21 protein-coding genes are annotated in these 22,821 nt (G+C 71.1%); 10 read left to right on the top strand and 11 right to left on the bottom strand.

Annotated elements, in window-relative coordinates:
- The first annotated feature begins 324 nt into the window (after nucleotides 1-324).
- The 5 genes from ACFZBU_RS34545 to ACFZBU_RS34525 all read left to right on the top strand — a co-directional run bounded on the left by ACFZBU_RS34545 (nucleotide 325) and on the right by ACFZBU_RS34525 (nucleotide 3,971).
- Nucleotides 325-492: a hypothetical protein gene (locus tag ACFZBU_RS34545; RefSeq protein WP_391587667.1), complete on the top strand. Its 168-nt coding sequence runs from the start codon at nucleotides 325-327 to the stop codon at nucleotides 490-492.
- Between the two features lie 79 nt (nucleotides 493-571).
- Nucleotides 572-1,552 (top strand): ATP-binding cassette domain-containing protein, encoded by a 981-nt coding sequence (locus ACFZBU_RS34540; protein ID WP_391587666.1) that lies wholly within the window; start codon nucleotides 572-574, stop codon nucleotides 1,550-1,552.
- Complete coding sequence (locus ACFZBU_RS34535; RefSeq protein ID WP_391587665.1) at nucleotides 1,549-2,340, top strand: ABC transporter permease; 792 nt, start codon at nucleotides 1,549-1,551, stop codon at nucleotides 2,338-2,340. The genes ACFZBU_RS34540 and ACFZBU_RS34535 overlap by 4 nt, the downstream gene beginning before the upstream one ends.
- A gap of 243 nt (nucleotides 2,341-2,583) precedes the next feature.
- Nucleotides 2,584-3,144: a sigma-70 family RNA polymerase sigma factor gene (locus ACFZBU_RS34530; protein ID WP_391587664.1), complete on the top strand. Its 561-nt coding sequence runs from the start codon at nucleotides 2,584-2,586 to the stop codon at nucleotides 3,142-3,144.
- A complete protein-coding gene (locus tag ACFZBU_RS34525; RefSeq protein WP_391587663.1) occupies nucleotides 3,141-3,971 on the top strand; it encodes an anti-sigma factor family protein in 831 nt (276 codons plus the stop codon). The genes ACFZBU_RS34530 and ACFZBU_RS34525 overlap by 4 nt, the downstream gene beginning before the upstream one ends.
- An 85-nt stretch (nucleotides 3,972-4,056) precedes the next feature.
- On the opposite strand, the gene ACFZBU_RS34520 is transcribed toward ACFZBU_RS34525, so the two are convergent.
- The gene (locus tag ACFZBU_RS34520) at nucleotides 4,057-4,665 is read right to left on the bottom strand and encodes a hypothetical protein (RefSeq protein ID WP_391587662.1); all 609 of its coding nucleotides are present in this window, start codon (nucleotides 4,663-4,665) and stop codon (nucleotides 4,057-4,059) included.
- A 248-nt stretch (nucleotides 4,666-4,913) separates the two neighbouring features.
- Complete coding sequence (locus ACFZBU_RS34515) at nucleotides 4,914-5,681, bottom strand: helix-turn-helix domain-containing protein (protein ID WP_391587661.1); 768 nt, start codon at nucleotides 5,679-5,681, stop codon at nucleotides 4,914-4,916.
- 187 nt (nucleotides 5,682-5,868) lie between these two features.
- Between ACFZBU_RS34515 and ACFZBU_RS34510 the strand changes: the two genes are divergently transcribed.
- The 5 genes from ACFZBU_RS34510 to ACFZBU_RS34490 all read left to right on the top strand — a co-directional run bounded on the left by ACFZBU_RS34510 (nucleotide 5,869) and on the right by ACFZBU_RS34490 (nucleotide 12,126).
- Nucleotides 5,869-7,164, top strand: a complete 1,296-nt coding sequence (locus ACFZBU_RS34510) for a zinc-binding dehydrogenase (RefSeq protein WP_391587660.1) — start codon at nucleotides 5,869-5,871, stop codon at nucleotides 7,162-7,164.
- Between the two features lie 57 nt (nucleotides 7,165-7,221).
- A complete protein-coding gene (locus ACFZBU_RS34505; RefSeq protein ID WP_391587659.1) occupies nucleotides 7,222-8,670 on the top strand; it encodes an APC family permease in 1,449 nt (482 codons plus the stop codon).
- Between the two features lie 341 nt (nucleotides 8,671-9,011).
- On the top strand, nucleotides 9,012-10,727 hold the full coding sequence (locus ACFZBU_RS34500; RefSeq protein ID WP_391587658.1) for a Cys-Gln thioester bond-forming surface protein: 1,716 nt from the start codon (nucleotides 9,012-9,014) through the stop codon (nucleotides 10,725-10,727).
- A gap of 281 nt (nucleotides 10,728-11,008) precedes the next feature.
- Nucleotides 11,009-11,548 carry a TetR/AcrR family transcriptional regulator gene (locus tag ACFZBU_RS34495; RefSeq protein ID WP_391587860.1) on the top strand — a complete coding sequence of 180 codons (540 nt, stop codon included), beginning with the start codon at nucleotides 11,009-11,011 and terminating at the stop codon, nucleotides 11,546-11,548.
- A 182-nt stretch (nucleotides 11,549-11,730) separates the two neighbouring features.
- Complete coding sequence (locus tag ACFZBU_RS34490) at nucleotides 11,731-12,126, top strand: RidA family protein (RefSeq protein WP_391587657.1); 396 nt, start codon at nucleotides 11,731-11,733, stop codon at nucleotides 12,124-12,126.
- A gap of 133 nt (nucleotides 12,127-12,259) precedes the next feature.
- On the opposite strand, the gene ACFZBU_RS34485 is transcribed toward ACFZBU_RS34490, so the two are convergent.
- The 9 genes from ACFZBU_RS34485 to ACFZBU_RS34445 all read right to left on the bottom strand — a co-directional run.
- Nucleotides 12,260-13,111 (bottom strand): fumarylacetoacetate hydrolase family protein, encoded by an 852-nt coding sequence (locus tag ACFZBU_RS34485; protein WP_391587656.1) that lies wholly within the window; start codon nucleotides 13,109-13,111, stop codon nucleotides 12,260-12,262.
- 61 nt (nucleotides 13,112-13,172) lie between these two features.
- Nucleotides 13,173-14,234, bottom strand: coding sequence for a hydroxyacid dehydrogenase (locus ACFZBU_RS34480; protein ID WP_391587655.1), 1,062 nt, complete (start codon nucleotides 14,232-14,234; stop codon nucleotides 13,173-13,175).
- Complete coding sequence (locus tag ACFZBU_RS34475) at nucleotides 14,218-15,312, bottom strand: dihydrodipicolinate synthase family protein (protein ID WP_391587654.1); 1,095 nt, start codon at nucleotides 15,310-15,312, stop codon at nucleotides 14,218-14,220. The genes ACFZBU_RS34480 and ACFZBU_RS34475 overlap by 17 nt, the downstream gene beginning before the upstream one ends.
- A 48-nt stretch (nucleotides 15,313-15,360) precedes the next feature.
- On the bottom strand, nucleotides 15,361-16,422 hold the full coding sequence (locus ACFZBU_RS34470; protein WP_391587653.1) for an NAD-dependent epimerase/dehydratase family protein: 1,062 nt from the start codon (nucleotides 16,420-16,422) through the stop codon (nucleotides 15,361-15,363).
- A 9-nt stretch (nucleotides 16,423-16,431) separates the two neighbouring features.
- Complete coding sequence (locus tag ACFZBU_RS34465; protein WP_391587652.1) at nucleotides 16,432-17,391, bottom strand: carbohydrate ABC transporter permease; 960 nt, start codon at nucleotides 17,389-17,391, stop codon at nucleotides 16,432-16,434.
- 2 nt (nucleotides 17,392-17,393) lie between these two features.
- Nucleotides 17,394-18,299, bottom strand: coding sequence for a carbohydrate ABC transporter permease (locus ACFZBU_RS34460; RefSeq protein WP_391587651.1), 906 nt, complete (start codon nucleotides 18,297-18,299; stop codon nucleotides 17,394-17,396).
- 104 nt (nucleotides 18,300-18,403) lie between these two features.
- Entirely contained in the window at nucleotides 18,404-19,663 is a 1,260-nt protein-coding gene (locus ACFZBU_RS34455; RefSeq protein WP_391587650.1) for an ABC transporter substrate-binding protein, read from the bottom strand.
- Nucleotides 19,664-19,799: 136 nt separating this feature from the next.
- Entirely contained in the window at nucleotides 19,800-21,092 is a 1,293-nt protein-coding gene (locus ACFZBU_RS34450; RefSeq protein WP_391587649.1) for a Gfo/Idh/MocA family protein, read from the bottom strand.
- 83 nt (nucleotides 21,093-21,175) lie between these two features.
- Nucleotides 21,176-22,821: peptidase C14 (locus tag ACFZBU_RS34445; protein ID WP_391587648.1), on the bottom strand; the 1,646-nt coding region annotated here is incomplete at its 5' end.

Below are 22,821 nucleotides of genomic sequence, written 5' to 3'. Positions count from 1 at the left end.
CGTGCCGCACGAGCGCCGGCGCCCACGCGGCGCGCCGGGTCTCGCCCGGCGAGCGCGAAGGCGAGCCGGGACCCCAGGTCCGGCCGGCGAGCGATTCGAGGCGGCTGCACTCGGCATCGGATGACGCCGGATGGCACATCTTGGCACCATCCGGCGTCGGCCGGCGTCACCCGGGACAGCGGCGCAGCAATGCGTATGGCACCACCGCCACTCGGCCCGTCGCCTTCACGTTTCCGCAGATCAGTGTGGCCACAGTCGAGCCGATTCCAGATAAGGCGCCACCCTGACTTGCCTGTGTCGCCACGATGGTGCCATGATGGCGCTATGAACCTCACGCCGTACGTCGACACCTTCCGCCCCGAGATCGCGGTGGCCCCCGAAGCCCCCGGCTCGGTCGACGTGCGGCCGCGCACGCCCGCCCCCGACCTCGCGCCGGCGCGGCCCGCCGACGACGGCGCCATCGAGATCGGCGCCCGCCGCACCGGGGCCTGACCCCGAAGGCACCGGCCTCGACTCACCCGCCTCCCCCACCCACTCCAGTCTTCGAACGGGAGGGCCCATGCCTTCTGTCATGCCCACATCCAGGCCGGGCGACAGGGACCCGGCCCCGGCCGCCGTCTCCACGGTCGGTCTGCGCAAGTCGTACGGCGACAAGACCGTCCTGGACGGCATCGATCTGCACATCCCGGCCGGTTCTGTCTTCGCCCTGCTCGGGCCCAACGGCGCCGGCAAGACCACCGTCGTGAAGATCCTCTCCACGCTCATCTCCGCGGACGGCGGGCAGTCCCGGGTCGCGGGCCACGACGTGGCCACGTCACCGGACGGCGTGCGGGCCGCGATCGGCGTCACCGGGCAGTTCTCCGCGGTCGACGGGTTGATCACCGGCGAGGAGAACATGCTCCTGATGGCGGACCTGCACCACCTGTCCAAGCGCGAAGGGCGGCGGATCACCGCCGAGTTGCTGGAGCGGTTCGACCTCGTCGAAGCCGCCGGGAAGCCCGCGCAGAGCTACTCCGGCGGCATGAAGCGGCGCCTGGACATCGCCATGACCCTGGTCGGCAACCCGCGGATCATCTTCCTGGACGAGCCGACCACCGGTCTGGACCCGCGCAGCCGGCACAACATGTGGGGGATCATCCGCGAGCTCGTCTCCGACGGCGTCACCGTTTTCCTCACCACCCAGTACCTGGACGAGGCCGACGAACTCGCCGACCGTATCGCCGTGCTCAACGACGGCAGGATCGCCGCCGAGGGGACCGCCGACGAGTTGAAGCGGCTCATCCCCGGCGGCCACGTACGACTGCGCTTCTCCGACCCGTCCGCATACCGGTCCGCCGCCTCCGCGCTGCACGACATCACCCGGGACGACGAGGCGCTGTCGTTGCAGATCCCCAGCGACGGCAGCCAGCGCGAACTGCGCTCCATCCTCGACCGGCTGGACTCGGCCGGCATCGAGGCGGACGAGCTGACCGTGCACACCCCGGACCTCGACGACGTGTTCTTCGCCCTGACCAGCGGCACCACCACCCGAGCCAAGGAGGCCGTGCGATGAGTTCCCTCCCCCTCGCCGTGCGCGACTCGTCCACGATGTTGCGGCGCAATCTGCTGCACGCGCGGCGCTACCCGTCCCTCACCCTGAATCTGCTGCTCACGCCGGTCATGCTGCTGCTGCTCTTCGTCTACATCTTCGGCGACGTGATGAGCGCCGGCATCGGGGGCGGCGGGGCGGACCGGTCCGAGTACATCGCCTACATCGTCCCGGGCATCCTGATGATGACCATCGGCGGCGCCACGGTCGGGACCGCGGTGTCCGTCTCCACCGACATGAGCGAAGGCATCATCGCCCGCTTCCGCACGATGGCGATCCACCGCCCGTCCGTGCTCATCGGGCATGTCGTCGGCAGCGTGCTGCAATCGATCGTCGGTGTGATCCTCGTCGGCGCGGTCGCCGTGGCCATCGGCTTCCGATCCACGGACGCGACAGCCCTGGAGTGGTTGGCGGCGCTCGGTCTCCTCGCGCTCTTCGCCCTGGCGCTCACATGGATAGCGGTCGGAATGGGCCTGGTCAGCCCCAACGCCGAGGCGGCCAGCAACAACGCACTGCCGCTGATCCTGCTGCCGCTCTTCTCCAGCGCCTTCATCCCGGCCGACACGATGCCGGGCTGGTTCCAACCGATCGCCGAGTACCAGCCGTTCACCCCCGCCATCGAGACCCTGCGTGGGCTGCTCCTCGGCACCGAGATCGGCAACGACGGATGGCTCGCGATCGGCTGGTGCGTGGGGCTGACGGTGCTGGGCTACTTCTGGTCCAAGGCGTCGTTCAACCGCGACCCGCAGTAGACGGACACGAGCGCACGGCCTGCTTCCCGCAGCACACCCGCCCCGGGGCGGCGTACTCCGACACCACGTCGGCGTTCGCCGCCCCGTCGGCGCTCTCCGCCGCAGTCCGGGCCCGGGCGGCAGCGGCTCCGGCGACGACGCGCACCCGGTCTCGGGTCCGGGCGAATCGGTGGCGGCGGGACCCCTAGGGTGTTGCCTGTTCCGGGAGCGGATCTCGGCTACGGATGAGGAGGCCGGTCGGGGATGTCCGATGTGGACGTACCGGGGTCTGGCCCGCCGGGTTCCGGCCCGCCGGGCTCCGACGAGGAGACCAAGTTCGTCACGATGCTCTATCGCGAGTACTCGCGGCCGTTGCTCGCGGTCGTGTCGCGACTGAACGGCGGCGATCGGCAACGCGCCGAGGACAGCGTGCAGGAGGTGCTGGTCCGGGCCTGGCGCAATCGCGCGAAGCTGGATCCCGCCGCGCCGCTGCTGCCCTGGCTGGTCACCGTCGCGCGCCGGCTGGTCATCGACGAACAGCGGGCCCGCGCGGCCCGTCCGCCGGAGGTCGGCGACGAGCCGTTGGCCGCGCTGCCCACCGGCGACGAGGTGGACCGGCTGCTGCGTTCGGTGGTGGTCGGCGACGCGCTGGACGCGCTCTCCACATCGCACCGGGAAATTTTGATCGAAACGTTCTTCCGCGACCGTACTGTCAATCAGGCGGCCGACGTGCTCGGCATCCCGGCGGGTACGGCGAAGTCACGCGTGTACTACGCACTGCGCGCCCTGCGGGTCGTCCTGGAGGAGAGGGGGGTGTCGGCATGAGCATCCAACCCGAACACGCGGATATCGCCGCATATGCCCTCGGCCTGTTGGAGCCGGCCGACCGGGACGCGTTCGAGGAACACCTGGCCACGTGCGACCGGTGTCTCGACGAGCTGGCCGATTTTTCCGGCATGGCCACGCTGCTGACCGAGCTGCGGGACGAGGGGGTGTACGAACTGCCGGAGTCGTCGGTATCGGCGCCGCCCGCAGCGCCCGCATCCCCGGCCGAACCGACGCGCACGCCCGGACCGGTCCTCGCTTCGGTGCCGGAACCGACTTCGACATCGGGGGCGGCACCGACCCCGGCCGCCGAGTCGGGACCGGTGGACGAACTCGGCGCGCGGCGGGCCGCCCGACGCCGATCCCGACCGGCGCTCCTGGTCGCCGCGTGCGTCGCGCTGCTCGTGATCGGCCTGGGCGCGGGGGTGCTCACGGGCCGGACCTGGTTGCGGAAGGACTCGTCCACGTCCGCGCGGAACGTGGACCCGTTCGCGGCCGTCGCCGGCAACGGCACGACCGTCGAGGCCACCGATCCGCGCACCGGCGCGGCCGCCCGGCTCGCCCTGGAGAGCAAGGCGTGGGGTACCGACCTCGCGCTCGAACTGCGGAACGTGCGCGGCCCGTTGCGGTGCTCGCTGGTCGCGGTCGGCAAGGACGGCAAGGAGCAGCAGGTCTCCAGCTGGACGGTGCCGGCGAAGGGCTACGGCGTCCCGGGTTCGGAGGCGCCGCTGGTCATCCGGACCGGCACCTGGACGCCCGCGGACCAACTCGCCCGCTTCGACGTGCGCATCGCCGACGGCGGGACGTTGGTCGGCGTGTCCGTGTAGGCCGTGTCCGGCGGCTCGAAGAGCACGGTCCTGTCGTCCCGTCGGATCCGACGGGACGACAGGACCGTTCGGGTTCGGGGTCGGTTTACGCGAAGCGTCCTTGCAGCAGCCACACGCCCGGCGCACCCGGGTCCGCGACCGGGTCGCCGAGCAGGCCCCAGAACCGCTCGACCACCGCGGCCCGCGGCACGTCGGCCACGTCCATGCCTTCCGGAAAGACCGAGCTCAGCGCTTCCAGCACCTCGCCGATGCGTTTGCGGCGCATCCCGATCAGCCGGGTAATCTCCGGCAGTTGGGTCTTCCAGCGGCCCACCACGGCCTCGGCGAGCAGGTTTTCCAGTTCCGGGCCCACGCCCGACACCTCGGCCAGGTCACGCATCGACAGGCCCAGCGCGCGGACCAGGAAGCCGGTGCGCTCCTCGTCGGCGCGCCACTTGTTCGCACGTTCGAGTCGGGCGTAGCCGACCTCCTTCATCCGTACCCGGTTGGCGAGTTCGGCGCGGGTGAGGCCGGCGGCGATCCGGTGGTCCTGGAGATTGCTCGGTCGGCCGCCCATGAGTTGGCTCACGGGGACGACCAAGGACTTGGCGAGGGCGAGCAGTTCGGCTTCGTTCGGGCGTTCCGTACCGGCTTCCCACTGGGCCACGGTCGACGGCAGTACCCGCAGCTCGTACGAAGCCAATGTCGCGGCCACACGCTCGCAGGTTAGCGCCATCACCCCCCGGGCAGAGGCGGCTGCGGACGGCGAGAACGCCGGTCGGACATCGAGGTCATTGGGGTCGGTCACGCGGCAAGCATAGAAAGCCCCGGGGGCGGCGTGGCGCCGACGTCGCCATGGACCCGCCGAACCGGACCGCGGTCGGCGGACATCGGGCTGCCGATCGGTCCGTACCGGCTCCGCACCCGGTCGACCCCGGTCGGCAATCGATCGACAACCGGTGATTACCGGTTCGGCCGCAACTTCGTCACGTGGCGCGGCAGTGCCGGCGCGATCGACCACAACACCTCGGCCTCGATCTCGCCCGGATTGGTCCATCCGTGTTCCAGCCGCGCGGAGAACGTGGTCGAGTCACCCGCGCCGAGATGGCGCACGGTGCCGTCGACGGTCAGTTCGAGGCTGCCGCGGACCATGTACGCGAACACCGTCTCGGCCTCCAGCGCGTACGCGCCGCCCGAGCCGCCGCCCGGGCTCAGCACGGTGCGCATCACCTGGACGTGCGTCTCGTCCGCCGGTGTCAGCAGGAACTCCTCGATCCCGATGCCGCCCATCTCCAGCGGCGCGCCGATGCCGCTGCGCACCACGTCCTGGTCGGGGTAGTCGAACAGGGCCGCGATGCTGGTGCCGACCGCGTCGCAGATGCGCAGCAGGGTCGGCACGGACACCGATGCCTTGCCGCGCTCGGCCAGGCTCAGGAAGCCCTTGGTCACCCCGGCGGCGCCGGCCACCTGGACCAGGGTCAGCCCCTGGGCCAGGCGCAGTTCGCGCAGGCGCGGACCGACCCGGGACATCCGGCTGGAGGTGTCCTTGGCCGCGGCTGCCCCGGGCGCGGGTTCGGCTCGGGCCTCGGCTCCGGGTTCCGTCTCGACCCCGGTTTCGCCCTCGCTCCCGGTCCCGCTCCGGGTTCCGCTCGTGGCCTCGACCGCGGGTTCCGGCGCGACGCCGGGAGGTTCGCTGGGTTCTTCGCCGGCTGCTCCGGCATGTGCTGGCACGCGCGACACGGTACCCGCCCTCCCGTCGTTTCAGCGCACCGTTCCGGGACCGCCGGGCGGTCCGTAAAGGTTCGGATTCATTCGGATTCACCCCGCTCGGGGGTCTTTACGCCACGAGTTTACTCCTGTAAAACCTTGACGAAAGTTTAGCGACACTAAACGCGACCTCGTCCAGCCAGGAGCAGCCATGAGCACCATCCCCTCGCCGGCACCCGCCGACCGCGTCCGCGGCGTGGTCCTGCGCCCCGGGAACGACCTCGCCATGACCGACCTCGTACTGGCCCCGCCCGGCTCCGGCGAGGTCGAGGTCGCGGTGGTCGCGGCCGGTGTGTGCCACTCCGACCTGCACGTGGTGCGCGGCGAATGGGACGTGCCGATGCCGGTCGTGCTGGGCCACGAGGGCTCCGGCGTGGTGACCGCGCTCGGCCCGGACACCGACGACTCGGGCCTGGCCGTCGGCGACCACGTGGTGCTGTCCTGGGTGCCGGCCTGCGGCACCTGCCGCTACTGCCTCGCCGGCCGGCCCGCCGCCTGTTCGCTGGTCGCCGAGGTGGTCGCGCCCAAGGGCGTGCTGTACGACGGCACCAGCCGGCTGAGCACGACCGACGGCGAGCAACTGCACCACTACCTCGGCGTGTCCTCGTTCGCCGACCGTGTGGTGGTCCCGGTCTCCGGCGCGATCAAGGTGCGCAAGGACGCGCCGCTGGACGCACTGGCCCTGGTCGGCTGCGCGATCGCCACCGGCGTGGGTGCGGTCCGCAACACCGCGGGCGTGGAGGCCGGCGCGACGGTCGCGGTGATCGGCTGCGGCGGCGTGGGGCTGTCCTGTGTGCAGGGCGCCCGGCTGTCCGGCGCGGGCCGGATCGTCGCGGTGGACGTGGTCGCGGACAAGCTCGACCTGGCCCGCGCCCTGGGCGCCACCGACACGATCGACGCGAGCGCGGTCGACCCGGTGGCGGCGCTGCGCACATTGGTCCCCGAGGGCCTGGACTACGTCTTCGACGCGATCGGCAAGATCGCCACCACCGAGCAGGCGATCGCAGCGCTCGGTCAGGGCGGCGCCGCGGTGATCGTCGGCCTCCCGCCGACCGGCAGCACGGCCCGCTTCGACCCGCTCGCGCTGGCCGAGGCCGATCAGCGCATCCTCGGCTCGAACTACGGCTCGGTGGTCCCCCATCGCGACATCCCGGTCCTGGTCGACCTGGTGGTCGGCGGCTTCCTGGACGTCGAGTCGATGATCTCGGCCCGGCGTCCGCTGGAGGAGGCCGGTGACGCCCTCGCCGAGTTGAACGAGGGCCGCGCACTACGGCAGTTGCTGATCACCGGCTACCGGCCGGCGCCACACGACCCGGCCGAGACCGGCGTGGCCGGCTCCGACTCCGCCGCCTACGACGCCTACACCGCGTACGCCGCGCCGCGATCCGCCTCCGGCTCGGCCACGCACACCCCGTCCGCGTACGACCCCACCAAGCGCGAGGGCTGACCGATGACTACTCTCACCCCAGGCAATTCGGCCGGAAAGTCCGGAAAGGCAGCACCCGTGCCCACATCCGCAGCCTCGCCCTCGTCCTCCGGTGCCCACGCCGGCGCGCCCGACGACGGCCTGGCCCGGCGCAGTGTGACCACCTTCGAGGTGGGCGCGCAGAGCGTGGCCAACGTCGCGCCCAGCGCGGTGATCGCGTTCGCGCCCGCGAGCATGGCGGCGTCCGCGGGCAACGGCGCGTGGTTCTCGTTCTTCCTGGCCATGGCCGCGGTGCTGGCGATCGCGTACTGCATCTGCGTATTCGCCCGCCGCCGGGCGGGCACCGGCTCGCTGTACGCGTTCACCCGGCTCTCGCTCGGGCCGTCCGGCGCGTTCGTGACCGGCTGGGCGCTGCTGATCGGCGCGGTGTGCATCGGCTCCGGCTCGCTCGCGGGCGCCGGCTACTACACCGGCCGGGCACTGGACGGGATCGGCGTGGGCGCCTTCACCGGGGTGGCCGGTCAGGTGTTGCTCGACGTGCTGCTGGCCGCCATCGCGGTCCGGTTGACCATCGCGAGCGTGCGCACCGCCGCGCGGGTGGCGGCGACGTTGGAGGTGATCTCGATCGTGCTGATCGTGGTCGTGCTCCTGGCGGTGTTCTTCAAGAGCGGCAACGACCTGTTCGACACCGACCAACTCACCCTGAGCGGCAGCACCCTGGACGGCATCGTGTTCGCGGTGGTGCTGGGTGTGCTCGGCTTCGTCGGCTTCGAGGGTGCCGCCTCGCTGGGCGCGGAGGCGACCGACCCGTACAAGGCGATCCCGCGGGCGGTGATGGGCAGCGCGCTGCTGGCCGGGCTGCTGTACATGTTCGCCACCTACGCGCAGGTGGTCGGCTTCGGCGGCCCCGACGGCCTGGTGGCCAGCGCCGACCCGATGGACGAGTTGGCCGAACTCTCCGGCCTGGGCTTCCTGAAGTTCTTCCTGCACGCGGGCTTCGCGGCCTCGTTCCTGGCCGTGGTGATGGCCTGCGTCACGGTCGCCGCCCGGCTGCTGTTCGGCATGGCCAGGGAGGGTGTGGTGCCGGCGCGCCTGGGTCGGGCGCATCCGACCCACAAGACCCCGTCCGCCGCGATCTGGGCCGTCACCCCGTTCGTCGCGATCCCGACGGTGGCGGTCGTATCGGCCGGCACCAACGGCCTGGACGCGACCACGTACATCGACACGATCGGCGTCTTCGGCTACATGCTGTCGTACGTGCTGGTCTGCCTGGCCGCGCCGCTGTTCGTGCGCGGGACCGGCGCCCGGGGTCTGGCGATCACCTGGGCCCTGGGCCTGATCGGCGCGGCGGCGATGGTCTACGTCTTCTACCGCAACCTGTGGCCCGTCCCGGAATCCCCGCTCAACGTGCTGCCGTACGTGTTCGTCGGCGCCCTGGTGGTGGGCATCGCCGGCTACGCGGTCCTGCGCGCCCGCGACCCGGAACGTGCCGACCGGGCGGGCACGTTCGCCGACGACGCGGCGTAGGCCGGGTCCGTCGCCCCGACCGGCCGCCGCCCCGGGCCCGCCGCGACCGCCGTCTTCCGCCCGCGGAGGACGGCGGCCGGCGAGCGAGCCTCCGTCCGCCGGGTGCGGGGCGGCGGCGCGGATCGGGGGCATCAGCCCGGAAATGGGTGAATTACGCACAATGCCGTGATATGGCATTGGCCGGCTTCGGGTAATTCGCGATTTCCCGGGCGGATTCCCCGTCCGTGAATTGACTAACCATCGTGATGCCACGATTCTTGCGTTCGGCGGCCCAGGGGTGGGGATCCCGGTGACAGACCCGGGCAGCGGGGGCCGCCTTTTCGCGAGGAGTCGTTTCTTTCATGTTCATGACCCAGCGGGGTATATCCCGCGCGGCATCGGCGTGTGCCGTCACCGGTCTGGCCGCGGTCGCGGTCATCGGGTTCTCGCCCGTCGCATACGCCGACAGCGTCGCCCTCCAGTTCCGTGGCCATGTGAAGCACACGGAGGGCGAGGTCGCGCTGTCGGGCTTCCTCTGGAAGCAGCAGACCGAGCTGATGATCCTGAGCGCCCAGAAGGCCGGCGCGCCCGAGGTCCTGGTGTACTGCATCGACCTGGAGACGACCGTCCGCGAGGACGTCGACTACCGCGAGGGCGCCTGGGCCGACTCGTGGCTCAAGGACACCGCCAAGGTCGCGAAGATCAACTGGGTGCTGAACCACTCGTACCCCAAGATCAACGACCTCGACGCGCTGGCCAAGGCATCCGGGGTGTCGGACAAGAAGGGCAAGCTCGACGCGCAGGAGGCCGTCGAGGCCACCCAGGCCGCGATCTGGCACTACAGCAACGGCGTCAACGCGTCCGAGACGCGTAACGACAAGGACGTCGTGACGCTGTACAAGTACCTCACCGGCGAGGCCAACAAGGGTGAGGCCAGTGAGCCCGGCGCCTCGCTGGAGCTCGCCCCGACCACCACCAGCGGCAAGGACGGCGACACTCCCGGCGTCGGTCCGGTCACGGTCAAGACCACCTCGACCGAGCCGGTCGCGGTCAAGCTCGACGGCACGGTCCCGGCCGGCGTCTCGCTGGTCGGCAAGGACGGCAACCCGCTCGGCACCGCGGCCAACGGCACCGAGCTGTACGTGAAGGTGCCCAAGAGCCAGAACCCGGGCGAGGCCAAGATCTCGGCCTCGACCAAGGCCGGGGTCAACATCGGCCGGGTCTTCCTGGCCAAGGACCGCAAGCACTCGCAGACCCTGATCACGGCGGGCTCGCAGCCGTTCTCGGTCAGCGCATCGGCCCAGGTCAAGTGGAGCCACCAGGCCGTCCCGGTGCCCTCGTCGGCGTACAAGGAGGACTGCGTCCAGGGCGGGGTCACCGTCACGCTGAAGAACACCGGTGACGGACCGGCCGAGTTCAAGCTCAACGGCGCCAAGGTGACCGTGCCGCCGAACTCGAACAAGACCCAGTTCGTCAAGGTCGCCGAGGACACCGCCTACACCGTCACGGTGACCGGTCCGGCCGGCTACTCGCAGACCTACACCGGCACCCTCGACTGCGTCGAGACCCCGACGGTCCCGCCGACGACCACGCCGCCGACCAGCGCGCCGGCGACGACGCTGCCGCCGACGAACACCAAGCCGCCCACCACGCCGGCACCGCCGACCAGCTCGGCCCCGCCGGCGCCGGGCACCTCGGCCCCGGCGACCTCGTCCGCCCCGGCCACGAGCTCGGCCCCGCCCACCACGTCGGCGCCGACGACCTCCTCGGCTCCGCCCACCACGTCCGCCCCGGCCACCACCACGTCGGCGCCGGCAACCGGCACGAAGCCGTCCGGCAGCGCGGAACCGACGGGTAGCGAGGGGCCGACCAAGCCGATCGTGGAGCCCGGTACGGACAACCCCGCGGTCGAGGTGCCGTGGCTGCCGGTCGCCCCGGCGGGCAACGGCAAGGACCTCGCCAACACCGGTGGCGACAACTCCGCCGTGATCATGATCACCGGTGCGGCCGCCGCGCTGCTGGCCGCAGGCGGAGGCGCGATCTACTTCAACCGCCGCCGTGGTCGCCACCAGGTCTGAGCGCCCGCAACGGCGCTGAACCGGGTCGGGTCACCACCTGATCCGGACTGACGCCAAGGGCCCCGCCGACACCCGGCGGGGCCCTTGGCGTTTCCACTCGCGATTCCCATGCGTATTCCCGCGAATGCAATCCGTGTTTTGTCGACAGCACGATTCATTTCCCACATGCGCGGCGCGACGGCTCGACAATTCGAAAGAGCGGGATCGGGACACGAGTGTGACAATTCTTCGTCGCGCCTGCCGTATTCTCCGGGCGCCGCAGCGAGGACGCCCGGCGCGCGATCCTGGACGCCGTCCTGGCGCTGCTCGCCGGATCCGGCGGTGCGCCGGTGACGATCGACACGATCGCCCGCGCCGCGGGCGTGGGGAAGCGGACCATCTACCGCTGGTGGCCCTCGAAGGGCGCGGTCCTGCTGGAGGCCTTGACCGGCCTGGCCGGTGACGTCGTGTCACCTCCCGAAGCCGAGACCCTGCGCGCCGACCCGACCTCGTTCGTGACCGCCACGTTCCGCGGCGCGCGGGCCGAATCGACCGCGTCGGTGCTGCGCTCACCGGTCCGCGAGGCGGCGCGCGATCCGCATGCCGCAGACCTGGTCCGTACGTTCACCGCGTCCCGCCGCGACGCGCTGCGGGAGCTGCTCGCCCGTCGTCCGGACGAACTCGCGCCGGGCGCCGACCTCGACCTGATCGTGGATCAGCTGTACGGATTGTTCTGGTACCGCTTGCTGTTGGACCACCGACCGCTCTCCGACGAGGCCGCCGCCGCCCTCGCCGGGGCTCTCGCCGGCCAGGCCGGTACACCGACGGGCGTCCCCTCGTAGGCCGACGAAGCCCGGCCGGCCCGGCCGGGCCCGAACGTCCCCACACCCGGATGGAGCGCGATCCCGCCCGGGGGTGTACCCGTTCGCCGTGCCGGTGTCCGCGATTGTCACCGTCGTCGGGAATGATCCGGGGCGCCGACGACCTGTACTCGACGACCGTTCGCTTCGGAGGGACCCCGACCATGTCGCACCGCATCATCAACCCCGACGGCCTGCACGACCCGGTGCACTTCGGCTACAGCCACGTCGCCGTGGCGTCCGGGGAACTCGTGTTCGTCGCCGGACAGTACGCGTCGGACGCCGACGGCCACGTCACCACCGACGACTTCGCCGAGCAGGTCGAGGAGTCCTTCGACAACCTGCGCATCGCGCTCGCGGCCGTCGGCCTGGACCCGAGTCACATCGTGCAGCTGCGCACCCACATCGTCGACCACGACTCGGACAAGCTGGCCATCCTCGGCAAGGCGATCGGCGCGATCTGGGGCGACCTGCCGCCGACCCAGACGCTCAGCGGCGTCGCGTCCCTGGCCCTGCCCGGGATGTTGTTCGAGGTCGACGCGGTCGCGGTACGCCCCTGACCCGCGCGCGACAACCCGGAGCACGGCCGTACCGTCCCACGCCGGCCCGCACGGGTGCCCCGTTGAGGATGCCGTGACCGGCGCACTCCCGGTCACGGCATCGACGGGCCACCCCGTGCCGGCCGCGGACCCGTCAGGCCTGCACCAGGTGCGACCGCTGCCGCCCCAGCCGATCGATCTCCAGCTCCATCACGTCGCCCTCGACCAGGTACGGGAAGCGCCCGGACAGGGCAACCCCCTGCGGCGTACCGGTGTTGACGATGTCACCGGGTTCCAGCACCAGGTACTGCGACAGGTGGTGGATCAGGTACGCCACGCCGAAGATCATGTCGGCCGTGGTCGAGTCCTGTCGGCTCTCCCCGCCGACCCACGAGCGCAGCCCGAGGGTCTGCGGGTCGGTGACCTCGTCCGTGGTCACCAGCCACGGGCCCAGCGGGTTGAACGTCTCGCAGTTCTTGCCCTTGGACCACTGGCCACCGGACTGTTCGAGCTGGAACGCCCGCTCGGATACGTCGTTGCTGATCGTGTAGCCCGCGACATGGGCCAACGCGTCCTCGGGCGAGGCGAGGTAGCGGGCCCGACGGCCGATCACGACGGCGAGTTCGACCTCCCAGTCGGTCTTGACCGCACCACGCGGGATCAGCACGTCGTCGTAGGGCCCGACCACGGTGTGCGGCGCCTTGTAGAACAGGATCGGCGTGCTCGGCGGCTCGGCGCCGGATTCGGCCGCGTGTGCCGCGTAGTTCTGCCCGATGCACAGGATCGCGCCGGGCCCGGCCACCGGGGCGCCGACGCGCAGGCCGGCGACGTCGAACTCCGGCAGGCTGCCCGCCGCCGCGGCCTCGCGGACCCGCTCGACGCCGTCCGAGGCGAAGAACGCCGCGTCGATGTCGGCGGTGAGCCGGCTCAGGTCGAAGTGGCGACCGTCGGCGGCGAACAGTACGGGGCGTTCGTTGCCGGTTTCGCCTACGCGCATCAGGCGCACGGTGATCTCTCCAGGTACGTGGGGGATGTCGATGATGGAACGGGACTGTGCGAGGGGACGTTCAGCCGACCCGGGTGAGCGCGTCGGGGCCGACCTCGTGGTCGAGCGCACGGCCGGTCAGGTGGCGCTCCACCTCGTCGAGGACGATGTCGCCCTGCCGGCGGCGACACTCGACCGTACCGGCGGCCCGATGCGGCGTCAGCAGCACGTTCGGCAAGGCTCGGAACGCATGGTCGACGGGCAGCGGCTCCCGGTCGAACACGTCCAGCGCGGCGTCGATTCGTCCGGTGGCCAGCTCCGCGAGCAGCGCCCGCTCGTCCACCAGCCACGAGCGCGCGGTGTTCACCAGACCGGCGCCGTCCGCGAGCAGGGCGAGTTCGCGGGCGCCGATCAGGTGCCGCGTCGCCGGCAGCGAGGGCGCGTGCAGCGCGACGATCCGACTGCTCGTCAGGAGCCGGTCCAAGTCGACGAGTTCGACCCCGAGTTCGGCCGCGTCGGCGGCGCTCAGGGTGGGATCGGCGACCTGCACCCGGGCGCCGAGCGCGCGGACCACCTCGATGTACGCCCGCCCGGTCCGCGACGCGCCGACCACGCCGATCCGGGCGCCGAGCACCTCGTGCCGGGCGGGCGCGACCGAGGCGGCCGCCCAGTCGTCTCCACCGCGCAACGCGTGGTCGTAGCGATGGATCCGGTGCAACAGCGCCAGCGTGAAGGCCAAGGCGACCTCGGCCACCGAACGGGCCATGCCCTGCCCGGCCTGGGTCACCCGCACGCCGCGCGCGAACGCGTCCGCGCCCACGTAGGGGGTGATCGCCGCACCGGTGTGCGCCAGCAGCCCGACCCGGGGCGCCGCCGCGAGCAACTCGCCGGTCAGCCGCGGCATTCCCCACGACGACACCAGCACGTCCGCATCGGCCAGGGCCGCCCGCAGCGCATCGACGTCGGCGGGGTCGTCCACCGCTACGACGTCGGCCACGGCCCGCAGCCGCTCGGCCACACCCCCCGGCCCGGTCGGATCCGCCATCCCGAAGAACTCCGCACGCAGCCCGGGAGGAACGGCCAGTACGACCACGGCGCGAGCGTCCCGGCCGGCGGCCGATCGCGACCTAGGCGAGCCAGGCATCGAGGTGCTCCGCCACGAACGCGTCGTCGGTCAACCACGGATAGGCCTTCGCCACCCGCTCGATCTCCTCGGCCTGTCCCGGCGACAACGACTCCGCCGGGTCCAGGCACCAGGTCCCGGCCAGCAGCCCCTGCCGGCGCAGCACCTCGTGCACGCCCGCGATGCAGCCGCGGAAACCGCCGCGCACGTCGAAGACCGCCGAGTTCGCATCGGTCAACTCCGGTGCCTGACGGAGTAGTTCAACCATCAGGCGGTGATCGCCGGCCCGGGCGCGGCGGACCCGGTCGAGCAGCGTGACCGCGGTCGACGTCCACACCGCCCACTGGCCGAGCAGTCCGCCGGCGAACCAGCGCGGCCGGGCGCCGGCCCGATACGGGGTCAGCAGGTCGGTGATGATCGCGTCGTCGTTGCCGGTGTACAGCGCGACCTCGCCGGCTCGGTCGGCGTCGGCCACCGCCGCGAGCACATCCGAGGTGCGGTAGCGGTCGAAGGGGGCGATCTTGATCGCGGCCACGCTCGGGATGTCGGCGAACGCGCGCCAGAACTCGGGGGTGAGGAACCGGCCGCCCACCGCGTCCTGGAGGTAGAACCCGATCACCGGCAACACCTCGCCGACGGCGCGCGCCCGGTCCAGCAGGCCCTGTTCGTCCGCACCCGGCACGGCGGGGCTGAGCAGCACCGCGTCGTAGCCGAGCGAGGCGGCGAGTTCGGCCTCGGCCACCGCCTGCGCGGTGTACCCGCAGGCACCGGCCACCCGCACCACCGGGCGGCCCGCCTCGCGGGCGACCGTCTCGGCGGCCAGTTCCAACACCGGCCGCAGCAGCCCGACCTCGGGCTTTCGGATCTCGAATTGCGTGGTGTGCACGCCGACCGCGAGGCCGCCCGCGCCGGAGGCGAGGTAGTAGCGGGTCAGCGCCCGCTGCCGGCGCTCGTCGAATCGGCCCTCGGCGTCGAGCGCGAGCGGATGTGCGGGGATCACGGTGCCCTCGAGCAGCAGCTCGATCGGCGAGAGCGGGGAAACCGCCGCGCCGGTCGAGCCGGCCGGGTCGAGCGAACCGGCCGGGTCGACCGGGTCCATCGAACCGACCGAACCCGGGGAACCCGTTGCGGAGTTGATCACGATGCCTCAGAACTTTCCGTCGCGGACCTGGAACTTGGTGGCCTTGCCGGACAGCGGATACCCGCGCCGGATCCAGTCCGCCTGCCAGGCCACGAGTGTGCGCAGGGGGACTTCGGGATAGCCGAACAACTCGTGGCACAGACTCGCATCGGACAACAACGCGCTGCCCGACTCGGCGCCGGTCACGATCGCCTCCCGGCCGAACTCGGTGCCGAACATCGCCGCGAGGCGCCGTACAGACGCGGTCTCGGGGCCGGTGAGGTTCACCGTGAACGGTGTGCCCGCGTGCCCGAGCGAGCGCAGCGCGACCTCGTTGGCGTAACCCTGCCACACCACGTTGGCCTGACCCGTCGTCACATCCACCGGTTCGCCCGCGTGCACCGCCGCCGCGATGTCGGCGAGCACGCCGTAGCGCAGGTCGACCGCGTAGTTGAGCCGGATCAGCGCGATCCGGGTACCGCGCGTGGTCGCGGCGTGCGTGAACACCCGTTCGCGGCCCAGGCAGGACATCGCGTACTCGCCGACCGGCCCGACCGCATCGGTCTCCACACTGCCGCCGGAGCCCGCGTCCACCAGCGGATACACGTTGCCGGTGGAGAACGCGGCGATCCGCGCGGCCGGGTAGCGGCGGGCGATCCGGTCCGGCAGCGCGGCGTTCACGGCCCACGCGTGCTCGGGCGCGCCGGCCGAGCCGAACTTGGCACCGACCATGAACACCACGTTGCCCGCGTCCGGCAGGTCGGCCGGGTCGCCGGTCATCAGGTCGAATGCGACGGTACGCACGCCGTCGGCCTCCAGCGCCCGCGCCGCCGCCCGGTCCGACCAGCGCGAGACCGCGTACACGCTGACGTCGGTGCGCCCGCGCGCGTCCAGCGCGCGCCGGGCCAGCCGGCACAGGCTCGGGCCCATCTTGCCGCCCGCGCCGAGCACGACCAGGTCGCCGTCCAGGCCGGCCAGGTCTGCGATCAGCGCCGCCGAAGGGGTCGCGAGGAGTTCCTCCAGCGCGGCCTCGCCCTCGGGGAAGGCGAGTCGGCCGGGAGCACCATCCGCTACAGCTACAACATTCATGACGCGTGATCAGCCCTTGATTCCGGTTGCCGCCACGCCTTCGGTGACGTAGCGCTGGCCCACGAGGTAGGCCATGAAGATGGGGACGAACGCGACCACGGAGCCCGCCAGGACCACGTTCAACGGCACGTTCTGTTGTTGCAGGGAGGCGATGCCGACGGTCAGCGTGCGCATGTCGGTGCTCTGGCCGACGATCAACGGCCACAGGAAGTCGTTCCAGTGCCACAGGAAGACGAACGTGCCCAGGGTGGCCATGATCGGCTTGATCAGCGGCAGCACGATCCGGACGAAGATCTGGAACTCCGAGGCGCCGTCGATCTTGGCCGCCTCGAACAGCTCGTCCGGCAGGCCCTGGATGAACTGCCGCATCAGGAACACCGCTTGCGCGTTGGCCAGCGAGGGCAGGATCAGACCCCAGTAGGTGTCGACGCCGTTCATCTTCGCGATCAGGACGAACGTCGGGATCATCGTCACGTGGTACGGGACCATGACCATCGACAGGAACGACCAGAACATCGCCTCGCGGCCGGGGAAGCGCTTCTTGGCGAACGCGTAGCCGGCCAGCGCGGAGAGCAGCAGCGTGCCCAGCACGCCGACGATCGAGTAGATGAGCGTGTTGATCAGCCACTGGGGGACGTCCTGCGAACCGAGGACGTCGCTGTAGGCGCTGGTGGTCAGGTTCCACGGCAGCAGGCTGTCCGGGAACTCGACCGCGCCGGACGGCTTCAGGGACAGCACGACCATCGCGTAGAACGGGAAGATCGTGGCCAGCGCGACCACGCCGAGCAGCACGCCGCGCAGCACCTTGCCGCGCCGGGTGCCGCGCAGCGCGTACGGCACGGTGTCCTGCTCGCGGCCCGCGCCGGAGCGGTCCCGGCGCAACCGCAGGCGCGAGCGCGCGGGTTCGCTCGCGGCCGACACGACCGGCGGCGGGGTGATCTCGGCGACCTCGTGGGTATCGAGGGACATGGTCACTTCTCCTTCCCGATCACCAGGCGCTGGATGATCGCCACGATGAGCGTCAACACGAACAGGGCCAGGCCGATCGCGCTGGCGTAGCCGAGATCGAAGTACTTGAAGCCGGCGTCGTACAGCTGGAACACCAGCGTGTAGCTGGCGTTCGCCGGGCCGCCGCCGGTCATCACGTACACCGCGTCGAAGACCTGGAAACTGGCGGTGGTCTCGATCACGGCGAGGAAGAACAGCGCGGGCTTCAGGCTCGGCGCGATGATGTGGCGAAAACGCTGCCAGGGGCCGGCGCCGTCGGTGAGCGCGGCCTCCTCCAACTCGCGCGGCACGTTCTGCAGACTGGCCAGCAGGATGAGCATGCCGTAGCCGAAGCGCGACCAGATGCCCACGATCGCCAGCGCGGGCACCACGAACACGTCGTCGGCCAGCCAGGATCCGGTGTGTCCACCGATCCAACCCATCACCGTGGACCACGGGCCGTCGGTGGAGAAGATCCAGATGAACACGGTGGAGGCGAGCACCAGGCTGGTGACCACCGGGAGGAAGAAGATCGAGCGGAACAGCTTCGAACCGCGGAACGCGCGCCGGGTCAGCAGCGCCAGCCCGAGCGCGGCGACGATCGTACCGGGCACGGTGATCACCGTGTAGAGCACGGTCACCTTGAGCGAGGACCAGAAGACCGGGTCGTCCCACAGGCGGGTGAAGTTGTCCAGGCCGGTGAACTTCGGCGAGTCCATCAGCGAGTAGTCGGTGAAGCCGAGCAGCACGCCGGCGATGCTGGGGCCGAATCGGAACAGCACGAACAGCACGAAGGCGGGCAGGACGAACAGCAGCCCGATTCGGGCCTCGCGGCGGGCGTGCGGCCCGCGTCGGCGGAGCCTGCGGGGTTGTTCCGCGACTGCGGCCACGGGGACCTCCTTGGGCTGAAGAGCGGATGGTGGGACGGGAAGGCTTGGGACCGGAAGGGTGGGGACGGGTGGGCGGCCCGGACGGGGCCGGGCCGCCCGTCGGGTCAGCGCGCGAGCAGCGCGTTCGCCGCCTTGGCCGCGTCGTCGAGCGCGTTCTTGGGGCTCTTGTTGCCGATCAGCGCGGCCTGGATCTCGGGCGCGAGCACGCCCATCACGTCGCGCGACTTCTCCTTGAGCGGGCCGGCGCTCATCACGTCGAGCGTCTTGGCCACGGCTGCCTGGAGCGGGTCCCCGGGGTAGGGGTCGGCAGCCGAGGTGCGGGCCGGGAAGTAGCCGTTGGACTTGACCAGCGCGAGGCTGTTCTCCGGCTTGGCGACGAAGGAGATCCACTTGCCCGCGGCGTCCTTGTTGGCGCCCTTGAGCATCGCGAACGAGCCGACCGTGCCGTAGCCCGCGGACTTGACGTCCTTGAGCGGCGGCATCACCACGGTGTTCTCCTTGCCCCAGAACTTCTCCACGTCGGCCGGGGTGTTCTGCCACGTGCAGGCGACCTTGCCCTTGGCCACCGGCGTCTGCTCCAGCTTGGGCGTGGTGGTGACCTGGTCCTTGTCGGTGTAGCCCTTGTCCACCAGGGTCTTGAGGTAGGTCAGCGCCTTGACGCCGGCCTCGGAGTTGAACGCGACCGACTTGCCGTCGGCGGCGAACACGTCGCCGCCCGCCTGCCACAACATCGGGTACCAGGTCAGGTTCAGCGTCTGCTGTGTGTCGCCGCTGTAGCTGGTCGCCTGGAAGCCCTTCTCCTTGAGCCTGGGCGCCAGGGCGAGCAGGTCGTCCCAGGTGCTCGGGTAGGTGCTCTCGCCGATCGCGGCGAACACCCGCTTGTCGCAGATCAGCGGGTTGGCGCTGGTCAGCAGCGGGGTCGCCAGCGGCTTGCCGTCCACACTCACCGAATCCAGCGCCGCCTTGCGGTAGTCCGCCTTGTCGGCGGCCGGCATGTACTCGTCCGCGGGCACCAGGCTGCGCTGGTACTTGGGCAGTTGGTCGGGCACCAGGTAGACCACGTCCGGGCCCTTGTTCGCCGCGATCGCGGTGGCCAGCGCGGTGTCGCGGTTGGCCCACGGGTAGGTCTCGACCTTGACCTTGTAGCCCGGGTTGGCCTTGGCGAAGGCGTCGGTGAGGCCGGCCCAGTACTCCTTGTTCTTCGCCTCGTCGGCGATCACCGGGTACATCCACGTGGTGATCGTCTTGCCGCCCGAGCCGGGCCCGGAGGAGCCGCCGCACGCGGCCAGGCTCACGGTCAGGGCGGTGGCGAGCACCGGGAGGGCGATCGCGCGGACGGTACGCGGACGGATGCTTCTTCTCATGAGGGTTGCGTCTCCTGACAGCGGGGTTTGACGGGGTGTCAGTTCAAGGCCCGAGGCGGTGGACCGGCCGCTCGCCCAGCGCCGGCAAGTGGCGATCGTGGGAGGGCGCGAGCGGCCGGGCCGACTCGGGGAATGCTCAACTCGCGGGTACGACCTCGGTGTTGCCGCCGTGTCGGGAGCGTTCGACGGCGAACGCGGCGAGGTGACTGCCGAGCGAGTCGGCACCGTTGGAACGGATGTGGGCCCGGTCGCCGGTGGCCAGTGCGGTGACGAACGCGTCGATCAGCGCGGTGTCGCCGCCGCCGTGCCCGTCCGCCGCGTTCGACCCGGAGGCACCCGCGTCGTGGGTGACCACCTTGTCGTCGGCGAAGGTGTGCACGGTGACCTTCTCGCCGTCGCCGCGCAGCCAGCCGTGACTGCCGAAGATCCGCACCTGACGGTGCGTCTGCTCGGTGAACGCGGTCATCGTGAAGGTCGCGGTGATCCCGCCGGACAACTGCATCGCCACCACCTGGTGGTCCACCACGTCGTTGTCGCAGTGGTAGACACAGCGCCCGTACGGGCCTTCGCGCAGTGCCCGGACCAACTCGGCCCGGTCCTGCGGCCCGTGCGCGGCGTCGGTGACGTGGTTGATCGGCCACGCGTCGCCGGTCTTGCGCAGGGCCGGGAAATAGAGCTTGGGACCCGAGTACGGGCAGTCGGGTTCGATCGCGCAGTCCAGGCAGTTGCGGGCCGAGCCCGCCGGCGCGTTCTCCGGCTTGAAGTGGGCGAGACCGCCGAAGCTGGCCACGGTCTCGATCCGGGCGCCGGTGACGTAGCCGATCCAGTCCAGGTCGTGCGAGGACTTGGCCAGGATCATCGGCGAGGAGTCCGCCTCGCGGCTCCACGGACCGCGCACGTACGAGTGTGCGTAGTGCCACCAGCCGACCGGCTCCAGCAGGTCCAGACTGACGATCGAGCCGAGCACGCCGGAGTCCAGGACACCTTTCACCAGGTCGGTGTAGGGGGTGTAGCGCAGTACGTGGCACACCGCGAACGGGACGCCGGTCTCGGCGACCCCCTCGATGATCCGCCGGCAGTCCGCTTCGGTGGCGGCCATCGGCTTCTCGGTGAGGATCGCGTAGCCGGCCCCGGCCAGCGCCAGGATCGGTTCCACGTGCTCGCGGTCCTGGGTGGCCACGATCACCGCGTCCGCGATCCGTTCGTCCAGCAGCGCGTGCCAGTCCTCGAACTGCACGCTCGCGCCGGACGCGGCCCGGGCGGAGGCGCGCGGGTCGGCCACCGCGACCAGTTCGGCGCGGTCGGGGTGCCGGTGGATCCAATCGGTGTAGGTCAGGCCGCGGTTGCCCGCACCGACGAGCGCGATCCGTACGGGTCGCTCGGTGCCGGCCGGTCGGCCGGGGTTCGTGGTCAAACTGGGGGCGGTCATGGTGCTTCCCGTGGTGCGAGGGTGTTGCGGATACGACGGTGGCCGCGCGTCCGAGCGGGCTGCGGGCCGAGGGTGACGGTGCGTCAGAGCAGCTGGTTGCCGGCGGTGTGCGCGACCCGTGGGCCCTCGTCGGGCAGCGCGGTACGGGTGACGCCGTCCTCGACGCAGCCGCTGTGCAGCAGCGCGCTGGTACCGCCGAAAGCCGCGCCGGTCAGTTCGAGCCGACCGCCGGTGAACGTGCCGCCCGCCGCGCGGTAGCGGTTGGGCCCGTCGGTGACCAGGACGTGCGCCGTGGCCGGGTCGGCCGCGGTGGACACACAGCCGTCCAGCTGCCAGGAGACCGTGCGGGCGCCGCCGGTGCGCGAAAGCAGCGCGCGGGCCGCGTTGGTGCCGCCGAGCCGGGTCCGCGACAGCGTCACACTCTGGTCGCCGGCGCCCGCGAACCGCAGCCCGGTGTCCCGAAGTTCGCCGCCGGAGACGGTCAGCGCGGGGCCGGTCACCGTGGTCGGTGCGGCGGTCGGCGCGCCCACGAGCGTGCAGTCGGTGAGCACGAGCCGACCGGAGTTCTTCAGGCTCGCGTTGTCCAGGCCCTTGAGGGTGACCCGGTGCAGGTGCAGTTCGCCGCTCACGCCGGCCTGGGTGATCTCGGCGTCCTTGCCGAGCGTGAACGTCGAGTCGGCGATCACGTTGGCGCGCTGCGAACGGTTGGACGCCTGTGACACGACCAGCGGTCCGGACGCGGTGCAGCCACGGATCTGCACGCCGTCGGCGTTGACCCACAACATCCCGGACCCGGCGAGCGCCGGCCTGCCGATCACCTGCACGTCCTCCAGGGTCAGATCGGTGATCTTGACCCGGGCCACGAACCACGAGCACACGTGCTTGCGCACCGTGATGCGCTTGGCCACCGAACCCCACGCGGCACCGGAGTTGGCGAAGGTCATCAGACCCGAGTTGCCGGTGTAGACGAGGTCGTGCTCGAACTGACCATGCGTCACGAACGGGCCCTGGTCGTCGCCGTCGCCGTGACAGTTGGTCACGTAGCAGTAGGCGGAGGCGGTCAGGTCGTTGAGGTGCCGGCTGTTCGCGACGTGGCAGTCCTCGACGTGCCCGTACAGGCAGTAGATCTGCTGGGTCAGGTAGCCGGCGCCGCCCCACGTGACGCTGGCCGGGTTCTTCAGCGTGCACGCGCGGGTGCGGTAGTGGGTGCACCAGCGGCGCATCACCACCGGCCAGAACGTGCCGATCGCGTCCACGTGTTCGACGTCGCAGTGGATCGTGTACTCGTAGGCGATCGGGTGCGAGCCGGTGTACTGGTCGCCGTCCTGGATGCCCTGGAAGACCATGTTGCGCACGTGCGCGCGGTCCACCGGCTCGATCCGGGTCCAGGTGAAGGTACGGCCGGCGGCGAGATCCCAGCCGATCTTGTAGCCGACCCGGATGTGCGTCGCGTCGACGAGCTGGGTGACCTCGACCAGGCGCTGCACCTCCTGCTCGTACTTGCCCTTGCCCGGCTCCGGGTCGATGGTGACCGCCCACCAGTCGCCGACCTTGAAGGCGGCGCTGTCCGGCACCTCGAAGACGTCCGCCAGGTCGGGCATCGGCTGGGACAGTCTGGCCTTGACCACCGTGTCGGTGACCTTGCCCTTGAAGTACAGGACGGCGCCGAACGGGTTGTCGTGGGTGTTCTTCTCGATGCCGGTGGTGCGGACGGTGTGTCCGCCGAAGT

The sequence above is a fragment of the Embleya sp. NPDC008237 genome (assembly GCF_042956465.1).
Classification (GTDB): domain Bacteria; phylum Actinomycetota; class Actinomycetes; order Streptomycetales; family Streptomycetaceae; genus Embleya.
The sequence above is the reverse complement of the archived record's forward strand: the minus strand, read 5'-3'. Positions and strand labels throughout refer to the sequence as shown.